This window comes from Macrococcoides goetzii (genome assembly GCF_002742385.2).
GTDB lineage: Bacteria > Bacillota > Bacilli > Staphylococcales > Staphylococcaceae > Macrococcoides > Macrococcoides goetzii.
The window spans coordinates 262362-278662 of sequence record NZ_MJBI02000003.1 but is presented as its reverse complement, the minus strand read 5'-3'; the positions used below and the strand labels follow the sequence as shown (position 1 = coordinate 278662).

Annotated in this window: 16 protein-coding genes; 12 read left to right on the top strand and 4 right to left on the bottom strand. The window is 30.9% G+C overall.

Translation table 11 applies throughout. From position 1 onward, the window contains the following. Window positions 1–8: 8 nt before the first annotated feature. Window positions 9–1664, top strand: coding sequence for a glycoside hydrolase family 13 protein (locus BFS35_RS09340; protein ID WP_099581300.1), 1656 nt, complete (start codon window positions 9–11; stop codon window positions 1662–1664). Between the two features lie 49 nt (window positions 1665–1713). Here the strand turns inward: BFS35_RS09340 and BFS35_RS09335 are convergent, their stop codons facing one another. Beyond that, window positions 1714–2124: a DUF2188 domain-containing protein gene (locus BFS35_RS09335; RefSeq protein WP_099581298.1), complete on the bottom strand. Its 411-nt coding sequence runs from the start codon at window positions 2122–2124 to the stop codon at window positions 1714–1716. A 195-nt stretch (window positions 2125–2319) separates the two neighbouring features. Here BFS35_RS09335 and BFS35_RS09330 point away from each other — a divergent pair, with 195 nt between their 5' ends. From BFS35_RS09330 to BFS35_RS09310, 5 genes are all read left to right on the top strand, one after another. Beyond that, window positions 2320–2643, top strand: a complete 324-nt coding sequence (locus BFS35_RS09330; protein ID WP_099581296.1) for an antibiotic biosynthesis monooxygenase family protein — start codon at window positions 2320–2322, stop codon at window positions 2641–2643. Between the two features lie 164 nt (window positions 2644–2807). Next, window positions 2808–3758: a hypothetical protein gene (locus BFS35_RS09325; RefSeq protein WP_099581294.1), complete on the top strand. Its 951-nt coding sequence runs from the start codon at window positions 2808–2810 to the stop codon at window positions 3756–3758. Window positions 3759–3852: 94 nt separating this feature from the next. Then, complete coding sequence (locus tag BFS35_RS09320) at window positions 3853–4509, top strand: hypothetical protein (protein WP_099581292.1); 657 nt, start codon at window positions 3853–3855, stop codon at window positions 4507–4509. A gap of 136 nt (window positions 4510–4645) precedes the next feature. Beyond that, window positions 4646–6490 (top strand): DUF262 domain-containing protein, encoded by a 1845-nt coding sequence (locus tag BFS35_RS09315; RefSeq protein ID WP_158554293.1) that lies wholly within the window; start codon window positions 4646–4648, stop codon window positions 6488–6490. Continuing rightward, window positions 6487–8547, top strand: a complete 2061-nt coding sequence (locus BFS35_RS09310) for a DUF262 domain-containing protein (protein ID WP_099581288.1) — start codon at window positions 6487–6489, stop codon at window positions 8545–8547. Before BFS35_RS09315 ends, BFS35_RS09310 begins: the two co-directional genes overlap by 4 nt. 314 nt (window positions 8548–8861) lie before the next feature. Here BFS35_RS09310 and BFS35_RS09305 read toward each other — a convergent pair whose 3' ends face one another. Beyond that, entirely contained in the window at window positions 8862–9326 is a 465-nt protein-coding gene (locus tag BFS35_RS09305) for a hypothetical protein (protein ID WP_099581286.1), read from the bottom strand. A 195-nt stretch (window positions 9327–9521) separates the two neighbouring features. Between BFS35_RS09305 and BFS35_RS09300 the strand changes: the two genes are divergently transcribed. From BFS35_RS09300 to BFS35_RS09285, 4 genes are all read left to right on the top strand, one after another. Further along, entirely contained in the window at window positions 9522–10532 is a 1011-nt protein-coding gene (locus BFS35_RS09300) for a hypothetical protein (protein WP_099581284.1), read from the top strand. A 189-nt stretch (window positions 10533–10721) separates the two neighbouring features. Continuing rightward, window positions 10722–11240 (top strand): YdhK family protein, encoded by a 519-nt coding sequence (locus BFS35_RS09295; RefSeq protein ID WP_099581282.1) that lies wholly within the window; start codon window positions 10722–10724, stop codon window positions 11238–11240. Between the two features lie 142 nt (window positions 11241–11382). Beyond that, window positions 11383–12399, top strand: a complete 1017-nt coding sequence (locus tag BFS35_RS09290) for a hypothetical protein (protein WP_099581280.1) — start codon at window positions 11383–11385, stop codon at window positions 12397–12399. A 194-nt stretch (window positions 12400–12593) separates the two neighbouring features. After that, window positions 12594–13292, top strand: a complete 699-nt coding sequence (locus tag BFS35_RS09285) for a DUF805 domain-containing protein (RefSeq protein WP_099581278.1) — start codon at window positions 12594–12596, stop codon at window positions 13290–13292. On the opposite strand, the gene BFS35_RS09280 is transcribed toward BFS35_RS09285, so the two are convergent. Beyond that, complete coding sequence (locus BFS35_RS09280; RefSeq protein WP_099581276.1) at window positions 13248–13706, bottom strand: hypothetical protein; 459 nt, start codon at window positions 13704–13706, stop codon at window positions 13248–13250. The two genes, BFS35_RS09285 and BFS35_RS09280, sit on opposite strands and share 45 nt — an antisense overlap. A gap of 96 nt (window positions 13707–13802) precedes the next feature. On the opposite strand from BFS35_RS09280, the gene rbsK reads away from it, so the two are divergent. Then, window positions 13803–14666 (top strand): ribokinase, encoded by an 864-nt coding sequence (gene rbsK, locus BFS35_RS09275; protein ID WP_099581274.1) that lies wholly within the window; start codon window positions 13803–13805, stop codon window positions 14664–14666. Between the two features lie 84 nt (window positions 14667–14750). On the opposite strand, the gene BFS35_RS09270 is transcribed toward rbsK, so the two are convergent. Next, window positions 14751–15179 carry a hypothetical protein gene (locus tag BFS35_RS09270; protein ID WP_099581272.1) on the bottom strand — a complete coding sequence of 143 codons (429 nt, stop codon included), beginning with the start codon at window positions 15177–15179 and terminating at the stop codon, window positions 14751–14753. A 140-nt stretch (window positions 15180–15319) separates the two neighbouring features. Here BFS35_RS09270 and BFS35_RS09265 point away from each other — a divergent pair, with 140 nt between their 5' ends. Continuing rightward, complete coding sequence (locus tag BFS35_RS09265) at window positions 15320–16216, top strand: carbohydrate kinase family protein (RefSeq protein WP_205757155.1); 897 nt, start codon at window positions 15320–15322, stop codon at window positions 16214–16216. Window positions 16217–16301: the final 85 nt, after the last annotated feature.

Sequence of the window (16301 nt, the reverse complement as noted above, 5' to 3'; positions counted from 1 at the left end):
AGAAAGCAATGAAAAGACAATGGTGGAAAGAAGCAGTTTGTTATCAGGTATATCCGAGAAGTTTTAAAGATTCAAATGGTGATGGTATTGGCGATATTAATGGGATTACAGAAAAACTAGATTACTTAAAAGAATTAGGGATCGACGTTATTTGGGTATCTCCAATCTATGATTCACCTAATGATGATAATGGTTATGATATTAGTGATTATCAAAATATTATGAGTGACTTTGGAACGATGGAAGACTTTGATCGATTATTACTTGAAACGCATCAACGTGGCATGAAACTCATTATGGATCTTGTCATTAATCATACAAGTGATGAGCATCCTTGGTTTATAGAAGCAAAGACATCAGAAAACTCAGAGTATAGAGACTGGTATATTTGGCAGGATAGTAAAGAGGGAAAAGAACCGAATAACTGGGCAAGTATCTTTGAAGGATCTGCATGGGAATATGAGCCGGTATCTGAACAATATTATTTCCATACGTTCAGTAAAAAACAACCCGATTTAAACTGGGATAATCAAGACATGCGTCATGCAATTTATAATATGATTAACTGGTGGCTGGATAAAGGAATTGACGGGTTCAGAGTAGATGCGATTAGTCATATTAAGAAATCATTTGATAAAGGTGATATTGAAAACCCAGAAGGATTAGATTATGTACCATCATTTACGCGACACATGAATCAGCCTGGCATACAGACGTACCTTGAAGAATTAAAGAGAGAAACATTTGAGAAGTACGACATCATGACTGTTGGTGAAGCAAATGGAGTTACGATTGAAGACTCAAATGAATGGGTTGGAGAAGAAGATGGCAAGTTCAATATGGTCTTCCAGTTTGAACATCTTAAACTTTGGGAGGTTCATGACAAGAAACTCAACATCTTAAAATACAAGAATGTATTGAATAACTGGCAAGTAGGACTTCATAACAGAGGATGGAATGCGCTTTTTATAGAAAACCATGATCGACCAAGAATACCTTCTACATGGGGTTCAGAGGACTATCGTATGGAAAGTGCAACAGCACATGGTGCAGTATATTTCTTACAACAGGGCACACCATTCATCTATCAAGGCCAGGAAATCGGTATGACGAATTATCCGTTTACCGATATTAATGAGTTTGATGATGTACATGCGAAAAATATCTATAATATGGATCTTGTTATGGGTAGAAAAGCAGAAGACATTATTGCTGACCTGCAATTCAATTCTAGAGATAATTCTAGAACACCGATGCAATGGGACGATAGTGAAAATGCTGGATTTTCAGAAGGTAACCCATGGATGAAAGTTAATCCGAATTATACTACGATTAACGTTCAGGAAGAAGAAAGAAATGAGCATTCAGTATTAAACTTCTACAAAAAAATGATTCAATTTAAAAAATCACATGATATTGTTACTTATGGTGATTTCAAATTAATATATGCAGAAGATGAACATGTATTTGCATATGAGCGAACGCTGGATAATGAAAAGTTATATGTTATCGGAAATTTATCTGATCAGGAAGTGACATTACAATCAGAAAATATTCAATATAACTCAGAAGATATCGTTTTAAATAACTATGCAATTGAAGCACACATTGACACATCATTATCATTAAAACCATTTGAGGCTAGAGTATATTATGTGAAATAAAGAAAATCCCTTGAGTCTTCAAGGGATTTTTTACTATATATTGAGGAAGCTATTCACCCTTCTTATGCTCAATTACTTTACTACCTTTATTCTCAGCAATCTCTTTAGCACGGGCAACTGCCTCTTTTTTCGTATCAAATGTTTGAGATGCACGTTTAGAACCTTTTGTTTTTACTTTCCATGATTCATCTTCGTAATACACTTCAACATCATTATCCATTAAATCAACATTCACTGAATCGTCTTTTTTATGCTGAGTGATCTTTTTATTTTTTAATTCATCCAGTTCGTCTTTTGTCGCATCTTTATACCAGTCTTGAGCTTGTTTCGTGGCGATAGGGATTAAATCTTCTTCTTTGTAACCTTGTTTCAACATTGCGTTACCGATATCGATGGCTTTCTTACGCTCGAGTTCATCAAAGTTCTTCCAGTTATTAGGATAATCTTTCATTGTCCACATGTCGAAACCTCCCAAAAATTATATTCAATTTATATATAACCTGTAATAAATTTCTTAAGCATTTTATATTAAAAAACTTATTTTACTAACAAATATAGATATATATTATTTATGATGATCTCACGACAGAATGTAGTTCTATTATCTTTAAGATGAGGTTTAATATCTGATAAAATAAATAAAAGGAGTGATAGTGTGATTACAGTAAATATTTATTACACAGGAACTAACGGCAATGCACGAAAGTTTGCAGAGGAAATGAAGCGTACAGGGATAGTAGACAGAATTAAAGCACAGCCAGGGAATACGCGTTATGAATATTTTATACCAGTTGATGATACTGAAACAATCTTATTAATTGATAGCTGGGAGAACCAGGAAGCAATTGATAAACATCATGCTTCTGAAATGATGGCGGAAATAACAGAGCTGCGTGAGAAATATGATTTACGTATGAAAGTTGAGCGCTATGTTTCTGATGAATTAGGAGAACATGATGCGAAGTTTATAAGAGAGTAGATTGTTTTAATAAATAGAAGTCCAGAAAAAAATCTGGGCTTTTTTTCTGTAAAAAAATTTAATTAATAATAATATAATATGTAACATTTTAACTTTAATTGATATAATTTTATATATAAACGTGTATTACATTTAAATACAAATTAAACAATAGGAGTATAGACATGAAGAAAATCGTGAGTATTGTAGCGAGTACTTTTATTCTATTAGCAGGTTGTTCAAATGAATCAGCTGATGAAGCTAAAAAAAATGAAGATACTAAACCGAAAGTTGAAAAAACAGTAGAGAATTCTAGTGTTGAAACAAAAGAAGTTACAGATAACAGTACAGAAACTGAAGAAAAAGTGGAATCAACAGAAGATAGTAATAGTGCAGTAAAAGAGGAAGATAAGACAAAAGATGCTGAAGGTGATATAAATTTAGATGAAAAAACTAAAATCGCCTTAGCTTTCTTTGCTGATGGTATTGAAAATTATAGTTTAAATGCTGAAGAGCTACTGACTGGTAAATATGTGAAACAAGGACCACAGGGTGAAGAAGCTAAAAGAGTTTATAGAATATTATTAAGAGAAGAACAAGGTCCGAGTGATGCTAACGACATGAAGTTTTATACCGTATATCCGAGTAAGGGGATGTTTAAATCTGTTGTAGGAGTTAGTGATGAAGAAATTTTTGTTGCCGGTACGCAGAATGATATTAATCTTATTGATATTCACGATTCATCAAATGGAGTCTTAGTCAGTACAAAAGATTTGTATGAAAAGTATAAGAATAACTCTGCACTAAAAGAATTGGCTGAAAAAATTGAAATTACGGATTTAAATCCTATGCAAAATGAAGCAACAAAATCAGAGTTTGATTTACATGAAAGTGCTTCTGCTATGTTAACAGCTAAGCAAAATATGATTAATGAAGTATTAGCATTTGAAGGTGTCGAGTATTTTGAAGATTTAGGGTTGATTTCTGATGATGTAAGAGTAAATGAAGATACAGGGGAGTTCACGCTTATTTTAAGAAATCAAGATTTAGAAAAAGTAGCAACATATAAGTCAGCAAATTCAGGATTAGTTAAATTAGATCCTGAAGGCAATAAGATGGATAAAGGATTTAAATAAGCATTAGTGAGTAGTAACAATTTATCTTCACATTTAATAACCAATTTTTGTCCACTCCGTTTGATATACTTTTATCAAATAGGAGGGGATTAAAATGAAGAAAGTTTATTCAGGCATTCAAACTGCAATTTATAATAAAACATATGACTTAGAAGAAACGATCGCATTAAAATTTGGGAAAATTTATATCAGTGATGAATATGTCCTAATCAACAAACCGATAGAACTTAATCGCAATATTACTTTTGAAAATTGTGTCGTCATTTTAGGTGAGAAAGGCAGAATACTGATGAATGATTGGAAGATGACATTTATTTTTTGTGATATTATTTCTTTCAATAAAAACTGCTTTTTTTATTCTGATAGATTTTTTGTTGATATCTTTAACTCCAATATACTAAGTCTCGATACATTTACTCAAAATCCTAATGTAATACTTAATGTATATGATTCGAAAGTCTTTTTACTGGAAGATAAAGAAAGTATGATTCACCGTTTATATTTATATAACACACAAGTATTTAAGCATGTCAGTCATAATCAATATAGTGTTTCAGAACCTAGGTTGGCGAAGAGCTATAAGAAGACAGATTGTCTGTTCTCTTTTGTGGAACTTAACGGGCAGTATATATTTAATATATTTAATCAGGACAGAAAGATATTAGTGTTAAAGAATTCATATTTAATGGGTTACCTAGAAATTTGGAATAACGAATATAATAATAATCAACCTATGCAGCAGGTGAGATGATATATGACTAAATCATTGAAGGTATTAAAGTTATTTTATTGTATATTGAATAAAGAAATAATTACGATTGATGCAGTTAAAGATATTATTGATGATGTTGCAATTTAAATCAAATCATATATCGAAAGGAACTCATATGAAAAGAATCGAACTACAAGAATTTCAAAATAGCATAAATTATTCAGAACCGTTTGAAATAATAAAAGATGGTTCAGTCGTTGGAACTTTTAAACCTGTACAAGGTATTAGTAAAAGAAAAGTATCTTCACTCTTTAAAGAAAACACTAAATACTATATTCCTAATTATCAGCGAGGTTATCGATGGACTTCTAAAGAAGTTAAAGATTTGATTGATGATGTTTGGCAATGGAGAAATATAAATAATGGTAATGAATATTGTTTGCAGCCACTAGTACTCAATAAAATGGGTGATAGCGTCAGTGTCATTGATGGTCAACAACGATTAACGACATTACTAATAATCAGTAAAGCACTTCATACTTTAAATAATGATAATAAAGTTGCTAATTATACTATTACGTACCAAACGAGACAAGACAGTGAGGCATTTTTGAATGCATTAGAAGATAAAACTATAGAAGAAGCACAGCATAATATAGATTTTATGCATATGTACAATGCATACCAAACAGCTATTAATATATTCAGAAATTGTGAAGAAATGAAAAATCAATGGATGGATGTATTAACTGATGAAACTACTGGATGTTTCTTTATTGCATATTATATTGATTTAGTAGGTGATAAGCGTTTAGAAACAGAGATATTTACAAATGTCAATGCAGGCAAAATACCTCTTACTGATTCGGAATTAATTAAAGCATTACTACTTAAATCGAGTAATTTTGAAAATGACAATAGTAATGTGCGCCAACGCCAAAATATTCATCAATTACAATTTGAAATTAGTAATGAATGGGATAGAATGGAAAGTGCACTGCAGGAAAATAATTTTTGGTCATTTCTAGGAAATGATCCTACTTTTTCAACGAGAATGGATTTAATCTTAGATTTAGCCAGGTACAAAATTAAAGATTTCAATAAATTAGGTCAGAATGATTTATTTATCAGTTATCAAAATTATATAGATAAAAGTATTGAACCAATACATTTTGTTGTCAGTAGGATATGGATGAACATTAAAGAAGTATTTATGCAATTGGAAGACTGGTTTAATGACAGTAATAAATATCATTTATTAGGTTATATCCTGAACGTATCACAAAAATCAGTTACAGAGAATTTAGAAAAATATATAACAGAATCTTATCATGATTTTAAGTTAGATATTATTGAATTAGTGTTTAACGAAAAAAGGAATCGTTCACAAAGAATAGAAATTGATTTCAAACAAGTAATATCAGATCAACAATATGAGAATAAACCAAAAATTAGAGAAATCTTATTGTTGTTTAATGTTATTTTATCTATTCAAGCGAATCAAAAAAATAATAATGATGATTTTATTTATAAGTTTCCCTTTAATATATTCAGGTCAACCAATTGGGACATTGAACATATATATCCAGCGTCTAACCCTGAAGAACTATCAAAAGCTGTAAAGAAAAAAATTGAATTACTCATTGACGAATATGAGGAAGCGTTATTTAACCAAGATTTCAATAGAAATAGTAATTTTATTGATAAAATAAATGCTTTGAATTATAAAAAGGAAAATAACAATTCGGAAATGTGGTTAAACAACATAGGTAATTTAACATTATTAAATGAAAGTTCTAACAGAGCGATTGGGAATATGCCGTTTATATTAAAAAGAAAATGTGTATTAAAAGATGAAAATGAAGGCCGATTTATGCCATTAGATACAAAGAATACATTCTCAAAATATTATTCGAAGACTTTAGGTGATATATATAAATGGACGGAAAGTGATACGAATAATAGAGAAGAAAAAATAATTGAAGCTTTTAATAATTTTTTTTATGAGGTGACAGTATGAAAAATAATAAAATGACATTTCTTACGTTATTAAATAATTATCATCTCATTGAAATTCCTGCTTTACAGAGAGATTTTGCTTTTGGAAGAGAAGATACGAAAACCAAAGAGAAAAGAATCAAATTTATTAAGAGCATAAAAAATATACTTGTATCTGATGAAGAAATACTTCATCTTGATTTTATATATGGAAAAACAATTGATCATCAAATATTTGTGCCGCTAGATGGTCAGCAAAGATTGACGATGTTATTTCTAATACATTTGTATATCGCCAAACAGAATAATGATGTACAAACTTTTGAACGTCTAAGAAGATTTAGTTACAACACAAGAATGAGTTCAAGAGATTTCTGTCATAAGTTAATAGATGAGCATTGGGTTAATGATAATATTTTTAAACAACCTTGGTTTTATTCAAATTGGAAAAAAGATTCTACAATTCGAGGTATGGTGCAGTTTATTATCAGTTTACAAGACGAGCTTTTTGGTATTGATTTTTCTATGGCCACTGAAAGATTAGAAAGAATCACTTTTACGTTTTTGGATGTTGATAATTTAGGTTCGCCTGAAGAATTGTATATAAAGATGAATTCAAGAGGAAAACCATTATCTGATTGGGATATATTAAAGTCTGAAATTATAGAAAATGCAGAAGATAAAGAAGCGGTTGGTCTATGGTTGGATCAAAATTTTACTGATTTTATGTTTAAAATTAATTCAAAGACTTATGAAGTCGATGAAAGTAATAGATTTGAAGGTATACTTTATAGATTTTTTAAAAATATTATAGAACTAGAAGAAATAAATCAGTCGAAAAAAGGAAATAATATCGATATTATTACAGTATTCAACAATGCAAAATCCTTAATTGAGTTCATAAAAAATAAAGAGGAAGAAATTGAAAAAGATTTAATAGAAAATCAATTTATTGTAGAAAGTAGTATTAAGGATTTATTAGATATACTTATAAAAGAAAAAGATTTAGAGTCATCTGAAAAAGAACTGTTGAATATATATTATCATTTTGCAATTTATAAAAAACCTTTAAATAAAGATGACATGGTTAATCTCGTACAATGTTTAAGAATTATACGAAATATACAAGAGTCGTATAGAAATCAAAATGATATCATGATTGAATCAATTAAAGGGATGACGAAAGCTATAAATAGTGGCAACATTCTCGAATATTTCAAAAGCACTGATTTAAAAGATTTGAAATTTGGTAGTCATTCAGCTGAGCAAGTTGCAGAAGAAAGATTAAAAGCAAAATTGATTACCGAGAATAACGAAATTGCTAAGACAATATATGAAATTGAAAAACATCCATATCTATCTGGAATGATTGGCTTTTTGTTATTACTAGCAGCTAAAGATGCTAAATCATTATCTGAAATTGAATATACAATACATCTAGAGAAACAATTAAAGTATACATATCAATTATTTAAGTCTAGATTTAATGAAAATGGCATAATCAATAAAAAGGATATGCTTAGATTGATTCATAAATATAATATACTTTTAAGCGATCATTTTCCTCATAATAATGGTGATATCGCAGAAAATATGCTTCGTGATAAATCATGGAAGAAGTTTTTTAGAAAAGTTATATCAGATGATGAACAGTATTTAAATGCGATGAGAACTTTATTATTTGAGGAAAAACAACAAGATAATTTTATGAATGAAAACGAAGAATTAAAATTTAAATGGTTTATTTTATCTGAGAATTTAATTGAAATAATTGGTAAGATTAAAGAGAAATATTATGATGGAAAAGATTATCTAGCAGGAATTGATTGGAGTCAAAATAGGTTTACAAGTAAGATTTACGACATTCCATTATATGCAATATATTTAAGAAACAAGCATTATTTAGAAGACGATACCTATTGGCTAAATAAAGAAGGAAAATCATATTTAGCAGTGAAAGAAAGCAATATTATAATTACTTATAACTATAAAGATAATGTCTTTATAGTTAAAGATGGTAAAGAAGATAGATTGGTAAGTAGTATTGAAAAATTGGAAAATATAATAAGAAATGCGTAAAAATCTATTAATACTACTTAGTGAAACTCAAGTCGATCATGACTTGAGTTTTTGTCTTAAAGCTTTAGGGGTTCACTACAGAATTGGTGTGGTTATTTTTTTGTTTGACATATTTAAATAAGTTATGATGTGCCAATAAAATGGTTTAAGAAGAGAATTCCGTGATTAAACTAGAGTATTCAAACCTCTAAAAAGTATTCTTATTAAATATTTAACGCGTAACATTTAATTTAATCATTTTTTAGATAATAGAAAATTAATTTTATTGATATACTGAAAGATATAATCTGTCACACTTTATTAAAAAGAGTGGTTTATGCTCCATTTATCTTTAAAACTTTCGATATCTTATTATAATCTATCACTTCTAATTTTCCATCCATTAATTTCAATGTTAGCCATGGATATGACGGATCTTCTTCATTAAAATCATGCATGCGACCGATGAATTCTTTGTTATGTGCTACAGTAACTTTTACAAGACTGTCTCCATGATGCCAAAGTGAAATATGATTCTCGTCTACGCTATGATCGATATCGATATTATGTTGGATACGTTTGATATTTGTATAAAGATGATTCACCCAATCTATTTTAAGTAATGCTTCTAAATCATATTCATAGCCAAATTGTTCTTCGAGTATATGTTCAAAGTTATAGTCCAGCGTCCTTTTAGCTAAATATAAGTCTTCTCCGATTAAATCTTTTAAGTCATATATATCATGTTCATTTAAAAATTCACGATCTTTCTCACGGTACGCAATAAATTTTGGTTCCATATTATCATCTTGCTTTCTTGTTTATAATTGTAAATATTAATATATAAGCTGACAATTATTTATTATTAAACAAAATATTATGATTACCTAAAGTATCACTAATTAATCGAATAAATATTATCTTTATTTTATTTAGATTGTATTTCCTATTTAAAACGATTAAACTAAAAGAAAAAACTGTAAAAGAGGTAAATTATGAAAAAGACTGGATTAGCTTTACTAGCTTTAGGAATGTTATTACCAACAGCGAATGCTCAGGCGGCAACGAAAGTTTCTGAATTAAAGGTTGGTAATCAGGATTATAATGCAACGATATTAAAGGATACTGTAGCATTTAACCGTGAAACTTATAACTTACCAGCAAGTAAACAGAAGACACAATTAAAAGCAGGTACGAAAGTTGTTGTTACAAAGCATAAGTTAGTTAAAGGTTATAATTTCTTAGTGCTCAAAGGTAATCGTTATATTCCTGCAGACGATAGTTTAATTGAAATCAATGAGGCGTTAAAGTCAAATATTGATTATGATAAAGCACATTTAACAAACCGTGCGAAATATTTACTGAAACAAAGTGCTAAGAAAAAATATGCGAAACAATATAAATCTTTCTTAACAGTATTAGATAAAGATTATCAAAACTGGATGAACGGCAAAGAAAACATGATGTTACTAAGCTTAGTTGGTCAAAATGTATCTATTACCGGTGAGGGGCGTGACTTAATCACTTATGCTGAATGGGTTAAGCGTAAAATGCCGAAAATTAAATTGAATCCGCAGCCGAAAGATACAGCGAAGGTTGATATTTTATCGGATCAATTTATAAGTGACTTTATTAATAATAAAAATAATATTGTTCGTGGTCATAAAGTTGGAGAAAAAGCGACTGATGTTAATAAAGATTATAAAGTTAGTGATTTCATGGTAACATACTTAGGTGTATTCCAGTATGGAAGAAACGCTGGTTTCTCTGTGGATGAGAAAACTGGTAAAGTAAATAAATTAATTTATGTGCCAAGTAAAACTGTGACGTATGATCAGATTATCAATAAATACGGTCAACCGAAAGAAACAGCATTCTCAAATAAAACAGTATTAGAGCACATCTTATCTTATGATAAATCAGACTATGGTTATAAAGTGCATGTCGGGTTAGATAGTTTTAAAGGAAATGTAAAGTATATTATTAAAGAAGAGATTAAGAAGTAATTTTTTATTTAAGTAAATAGGTACCACATAGAGATTCTGGCTTAGGCTAGAGTCTCTTTTTTGTTTTAACCTATAATACCTATATTAAATGGATATTTACTTGAGAGGATATAAAACTTTAAAATTTGACTTATACCCCTATAGGGTATAAAATGGAGTAGAATCAATAAACCTGAAGGAGTGGAACACATGAAAAGATTAATTGCAGTAGTTGCGAGTGCAGGTATTTTGTTAAGTGGATGTGGTGCAAATGAAGAAGCGAAACATGACGAGCATGCACATATGAATCACAATAGTGAAGCTACACCAGCAAACATGAAAGTTGCAGAGAATCCGAAATATAAAAAAGGTGACAAAGTCACATTAACTGAAGGTCATATGCCAGGCATGAAGGATGCAGAGGGTGTTGTAAAAGAGGTTTATACAACACATGTGTATGAAGTGAGTTATCAACCGAAGAATGGTGATAAAAAAGTAAGTCATCATAAATGGGTGGTAAACGAAGAGTTAAAAGATGCACCGAAGTCTGGCTTGAAAAAAGGCGATAAAGCTGAGATGACTGCTAATCATATGGATGGTATGAAGGGTGCAGAGGCAACAATTGATGATGTTCATAAGACAGATGTCTATGTTGTGGATTATAAAGATACAAAAACAGGTAAGACGGTTAAAGATCATAAATGGATGACAGAAGACGAGCTAAAATAAATAAAAGTATAATTCTCCGTATATGTAATTACATATGCGGATTTTTTATATTAAAAATAAGTAAATTATTAAAAATAATATTTATTCGTACGCAAAATTAGTAGATAATAGAAGTAATGAATAAATTTTAAAGGGGCTTACTATGAAAAAGTTATTACTATTATCTATGACTGCAATGTTGATGGCGGCATGTGGCAACGAAGAAGATACGAAAGAAAAAGGTGCGTCAAAAGTAGAGACAGAAACATCTGCATCTACTGAAGAGAAGAAAGAAGTAAGCACTGAAGAAAAAGCGAAAGAGATAAAAAAAGTAGTAGAGAAAAAAGATGCTGCGGAAGAGAAAAACTTGAGTGGTAAGTATCCTTATATGGATAAAGATGGTCATATTGATATTTTGTCTGATGCGTTTATCAATGCATACACGAGACAAAATCGTATTTCAGAGTTTGCAGGTATAAAGCAAGGTATGGATGTTGCTGAAGTTGAAAAGATGTATGGTAAACCAACTCATGATGGTAAGAGTAGAGTCGGTAGTAATCATGAGCGTTTTGGTGATATTGCGATAGAAAATACAGATTATAAAGTTTCTCAGATTTATATTAATTCCTCAACGCCTCATACACGTGAAGAGATTCTTGCTAAATATGGTGTTGCTACTGAAGCTTGGAAAAGTGATGATGGAGAAGTGATTTCATTAGTTTATAACAATAATCATTCAAACGGTTTTCAGCTTATTCTCCACTTTGATAAGAATGATAATTTTATCGCAATGGAACAACAACCTGAAACATATCAAATGACTGGAGAATTGATCGTAAGTGATGATGATGCTCCGAGTGCAAACGAAACACAAGCTAATAAAAGTGAGGTATCTTGTAGTTATGATAATTCTCCGGAAGTATCAAATGAAAGACAACAAAAATTACGCACAATAGCTATCGCAAATAAATGTTTAGATGATTTTGAAAAAAATCCATCTGACAAAGAATCTCAAACGATTGCGTGGAATTTAATGATTAGAGGTTCTTCTCCAGGTAGTTTTTCAGGTTATCCAGATGTGAGAGCAGCTGCTGAAAAAGTGTATGATAGATTAGGTAAATATGATGAAAGAGCACTTGAGTTTAAAGATGATTTTATCAATCCATGGCCCAAAGAATAGATAAAAACTTTCCGAATCCCTGCTATAGCTTTAAACTTAGGGAAAGGAAATATTCATTCATAAAATGAAGCATCGAATTGGTACAAAATGTCTGGCGCGGGAGAGTAATTATTAATTATTCTCCTGTGCTTTTGTTATACAAAACATAAAAAATTTTATAATTAAAGTAACAAATTACACACTTCGGAGGACTTATGCTGACTAGATCAATGTCTTTTTGGGAAGCACCGAAGTTATTTTGGACGAGAACATTTGATTTTAGTGGACATTCACGAAGAAAAGAATTTTGGGTACCGGTATTCACACAAGTTTTATTTTATATTATTAGTGTAGTGATTTATCTTTTTATTATGATATCAGGATTATCTGCGATAGACACATCTTCAACTGATGGTAATCATGAGGCTTTTGCATTTACTACTATTTCAATTGCTGTAATGATTGTATTCCTATGTTTGATTAGTTTAATCTTGTTAATCCCCAACATTTCTTTACTTGTACGTCGTCTGCATGACATTGGTAAGAGCGGTAAATTGACAATCAATGGGTTAAAAGCTGGGCAAAAGGTGAATTACTATAAGCATAAAAAAGGTATTCACTATGAAGACTTCTTAGTAGGTAACAAACCGGGTTATGATTCAGTACGTTCACCCAACGCATTAGCATTTACAAACTTCCAGGAGAACGTACCATTTATGAAGCGTACGATTACGCAGGTGAATGCAGATAATATTAAAGCAGTGTCTCGTAAGAAGATTCATCAAGTTTATGGTAAACCTTTATCAATGGACTATCATGTATTTAAAAGAATCTGTCTGGAAAAAAGCAAAGCACACAAAAAACAGCATTTAAATTGTGCTGTTTTTTATGTTAATGTATTCTATTTCATCTAGATTGATTTTCACGATTTGTTTACTGAATAGATGTTTTACTTCAATATTGATTTCTTTATTCTCCCAATGCGTATCTGTACTTTTGCCTTTGATGATCGTCCCGTCTTTTAACTTTATTTCGCACGATACATCACTATAAGATGATATGTAATGATGGTTATAATTCAAATAGCCTTCATCCTGCGCAATATGGTCGTAAATTTGTAGGAAATCTTTTTTCATTGCTGCAATTCTAGGGATTTGTTCTATCTCATCAGGATCGAATTCATAGCCAAATTCACTAAATAATAGTTCATCATATTCATAGCCGATCATTCTAAAAATATCTTCAAAATCTTCTTCAAACTTTTCCGGATCTATATTATATTTTCTCAGCGTTGCTTTGTCTTCTTCTCTTAATATCACTGTATCCATCTAGTCACCTCATTTTTGATAGTATAACAAATAAATTATGTATGTAACGTGTTATTTTCTATTTATTTCGTTATGATAATTTTAAGAGGTGAGTATATGATATATGTTATCGGAAGTATGTCTGTAGATTTAGTTGTGCAGGCAAACAGGTTACCAAAGAAAGGTGAAACAATCCTAGGAGATGCTTTCTTTATGACTGAAGGTGGTAAAGGTGCAAATCAGGCTGTCAGTGCTGCACGCCTTGGTGCAAATGTTTATATGGTAGGATGTGTTGGTGATGATAATTTCGGTGAGATGATTGTATCGAATTTGAAAGTCAACAATGTAAACGTTGAATATCTAGAGAAGATTGATGACTGTGCAAGTGGCACTGCGCATATCACATTAGCGGATAATGATAATTCGATTATTGTTGTACCGAGTGCAAATAGTGAAGTTTCAATTGAATTAGTAGATGAAGCACTAAATGGTATGGATAAAGATAGCATTATACTACTGCAAAATGAAATTCCGAAATCCATCATTGAATATGTTATTGAAGAAAGTTATAAAAAGAATATAACGACAATCTATAATCCAGCTCCGTTCATTGAAATTAATCCTGAGTTGTTGAAGAAAGTCACATACTTTACACCGAACGAAACTGAAGTAAAGGCGATGTTTGGTGAGGAATTTAACGATGTGATTGAAGAATATCCAAAACAAATGATCGTGACGCTTGGAGAACAAGGAGCGACGTATTTCGATAGTGAGTTGATTAATATTCCAGCTATGAAAGCAGAAGTTATAGATACGACAGGTGCAGGTGATACATTCAACGGTGCACTTGCTGTAGGCATAAGTGAAGGTATGTCATTGAATGATGCTGTACAATTTGCGAATCAGGCAGCTGCTCTTTCAATTGGAGGATTAGGTGCACAAGGTGGTATGCCTTATAGACATGAAATAGAATGTAAATAAAAAACACCAGTGAAAGTAATTGATTATCTTTCACTGGTGTTTTAAAGTTTACTGTAAAAAAGACCTAAATTATGATAAATAAATCTATATAATCTTTCCTTCTTTCATTTCACGACGTAACTCATAGTAGCGCAGCCATTTAAACATAACATACAAAATAAACATAATTATAGTTGTGTAGTGCATATTGCTCCCTGGAATATTTGGTGGTGAGAGATGGATTACAATATAGCCTAGACCAATAATAATAGATAATACAATGCTGTATGTAATGCAGTCCTTTAAATACCACTGTGCAACGAACCAGTCTTTAGCTTTGTTGGTTTCCAGATATCTTTTAATTTGTGTAATCGTATCTGCATAGCAAATCAATAACATCATTGTAAATGCATATACCGCGAATAAAGTAAACTTCGGATAGTATATAAAGAAAAATGCACAAGCTACAATGATAAGACCAACCATACTCGTAATATAAAATTTTTTATTGTGTTTAATATACCACGATATCATGTCGCCACCCCTTTTGTTCAATATACTTATTATAAACCACAAATTAGGAAAGTTGAAGAAAATGGTATATTTTTTTGAAATATTTTATGATTAATTGATGGAACTGTTATAAAATGAATTTAATAAAGGTAGGTGTGCTTATGAAGTGTTTAGTAATTGGATCAACTGTTGCTGATATTATGATTTACATGGATAGATTACCGACGAGTCAAGGTGATGAACATATTAAAAAGCAGATGATGGCAGTAGGTGGGTGTGCGTTTAACGTTGTGAATGTATTGCATCAGATAGGTGTAGATTATACTTTTATATCCCCAGTAGGAACAGGTATGTATGGTGATTTTGTGAAGAAAGAATTGAATCGTTTAGGTATACAAAGTGAAATACATCTGAGTGGTGCGAATGGATGTTGTTATTGTTTCGTTGAAGAAAATGGAGATAGAACATTCTTGTCCCATCACGGTGTGGAGTATTCATTTAATCCGGAATGGCTAACGGATATAGATATGGCATCATTTGATTATATTTATGTGTGTGGATTGGAGATTGAAGAAACAGATGGCGATAAGATTATAGAAATGTTGAAAGAAGTTTCAGGTCAGATTATTTTCTGTCCGGGTCCACGAGGTAAGTTAATTGAACAGAGGAAGATGGAAGCACTTTATGCGTTGTCTCCGATCATCCATTTAAATGAACAGGAAATAAAAGAATTGACCGGATTAGAAAATATAGAAGAAGCAGTACAAAAAATGTATGACTGGACACATAATACAGTCATTGTGACGACTGGTGCAGATGGTGCAATTTACTATGATGGTAAGCTACACAGTGTAACAGGATATAAAGCTGCGGTCGTAGATACAATTGGTGCTGGTGATAGTCATACCGGTGGCGTAATGGCAGCATTAAGCGTCGGGAAAACACTACATGAAGCCATTGATTTTGCAAATCTAGTATCGAGTAAAGTGGTCGGTGTGAATGGTGTGCATTTGGAAGATGGAATATACGTAGAGCTTCGACAATCTTTGAGAAGATAAAATTGAAAATACAATGTTATTTTCTGTAAAATAGAGTATCGTTTAGTTGTAATGAATTACAAAATGTATTTTTTTCTATTACTAA

Excerpts from the sequence above, each read along its gene's own strand:
- BFS35_RS09315 (WP_158554293.1), top strand. The coding sequence starts at position 4,646 with ATGAAAAGAATCGAACTACAAGAATTTCAAAATAGCATAAATTATTCA.
- BFS35_RS09300 (WP_099581284.1), top strand. The coding sequence starts at position 9,522 with ATGAAAAAGACTGGATTAGCTTTACTAGCTTTAGGAATGTTATTACCA.
- BFS35_RS09340 (WP_099581300.1), top strand. The coding sequence starts at position 9 with ATGAAAAGACAATGGTGGAAAGAAGCAGTTTGTTATCAGGTATATCCG.
- BFS35_RS09270 (WP_099581272.1), bottom strand. The coding sequence starts at position 15,179 with ATGATATCGTGGTATATTAAACACAATAAAAAATTTTATATTACGAGT.
- BFS35_RS09295 (WP_099581282.1), top strand. The coding sequence starts at position 10,722 with ATGAAAAGATTAATTGCAGTAGTTGCGAGTGCAGGTATTTTGTTAAGT.
- BFS35_RS09325 (WP_099581294.1), top strand. The coding sequence starts at position 2,808 with ATGAAGAAAATCGTGAGTATTGTAGCGAGTACTTTTATTCTATTAGCA.
- rbsK (WP_099581274.1), top strand. The coding sequence starts at position 13,803 with ATGATATATGTTATCGGAAGTATGTCTGTAGATTTAGTTGTGCAGGCA.
- BFS35_RS09310 (WP_099581288.1), top strand. The coding sequence starts at position 6,487 with ATGAAAAATAATAAAATGACATTTCTTACGTTATTAAATAATTATCAT.
- BFS35_RS09290 (WP_099581280.1), top strand. The coding sequence starts at position 11,383 with ATGAAAAAGTTATTACTATTATCTATGACTGCAATGTTGATGGCGGCA.
- BFS35_RS09320 (WP_099581292.1), top strand. The coding sequence starts at position 3,853 with ATGAAGAAAGTTTATTCAGGCATTCAAACTGCAATTTATAATAAAACA.
- BFS35_RS09305 (WP_099581286.1), bottom strand. The coding sequence starts at position 9,326 with ATGGAACCAAAATTTATTGCGTACCGTGAGAAAGATCGTGAATTTTTA.
- BFS35_RS09285 (WP_099581278.1), top strand. The coding sequence starts at position 12,594 with ATGCTGACTAGATCAATGTCTTTTTGGGAAGCACCGAAGTTATTTTGG.
- BFS35_RS09335 (WP_099581298.1), bottom strand. The coding sequence starts at position 2,124 with ATGTGGACAATGAAAGATTATCCTAATAACTGGAAGAACTTTGATGAA.
- BFS35_RS09280 (WP_099581276.1), bottom strand. The coding sequence starts at position 13,706 with ATGGATACAGTGATATTAAGAGAAGAAGACAAAGCAACGCTGAGAAAA.
- BFS35_RS09265 (WP_205757155.1), top strand. The coding sequence starts at position 15,320 with ATGAAGTGTTTAGTAATTGGATCAACTGTTGCTGATATTATGATTTAC.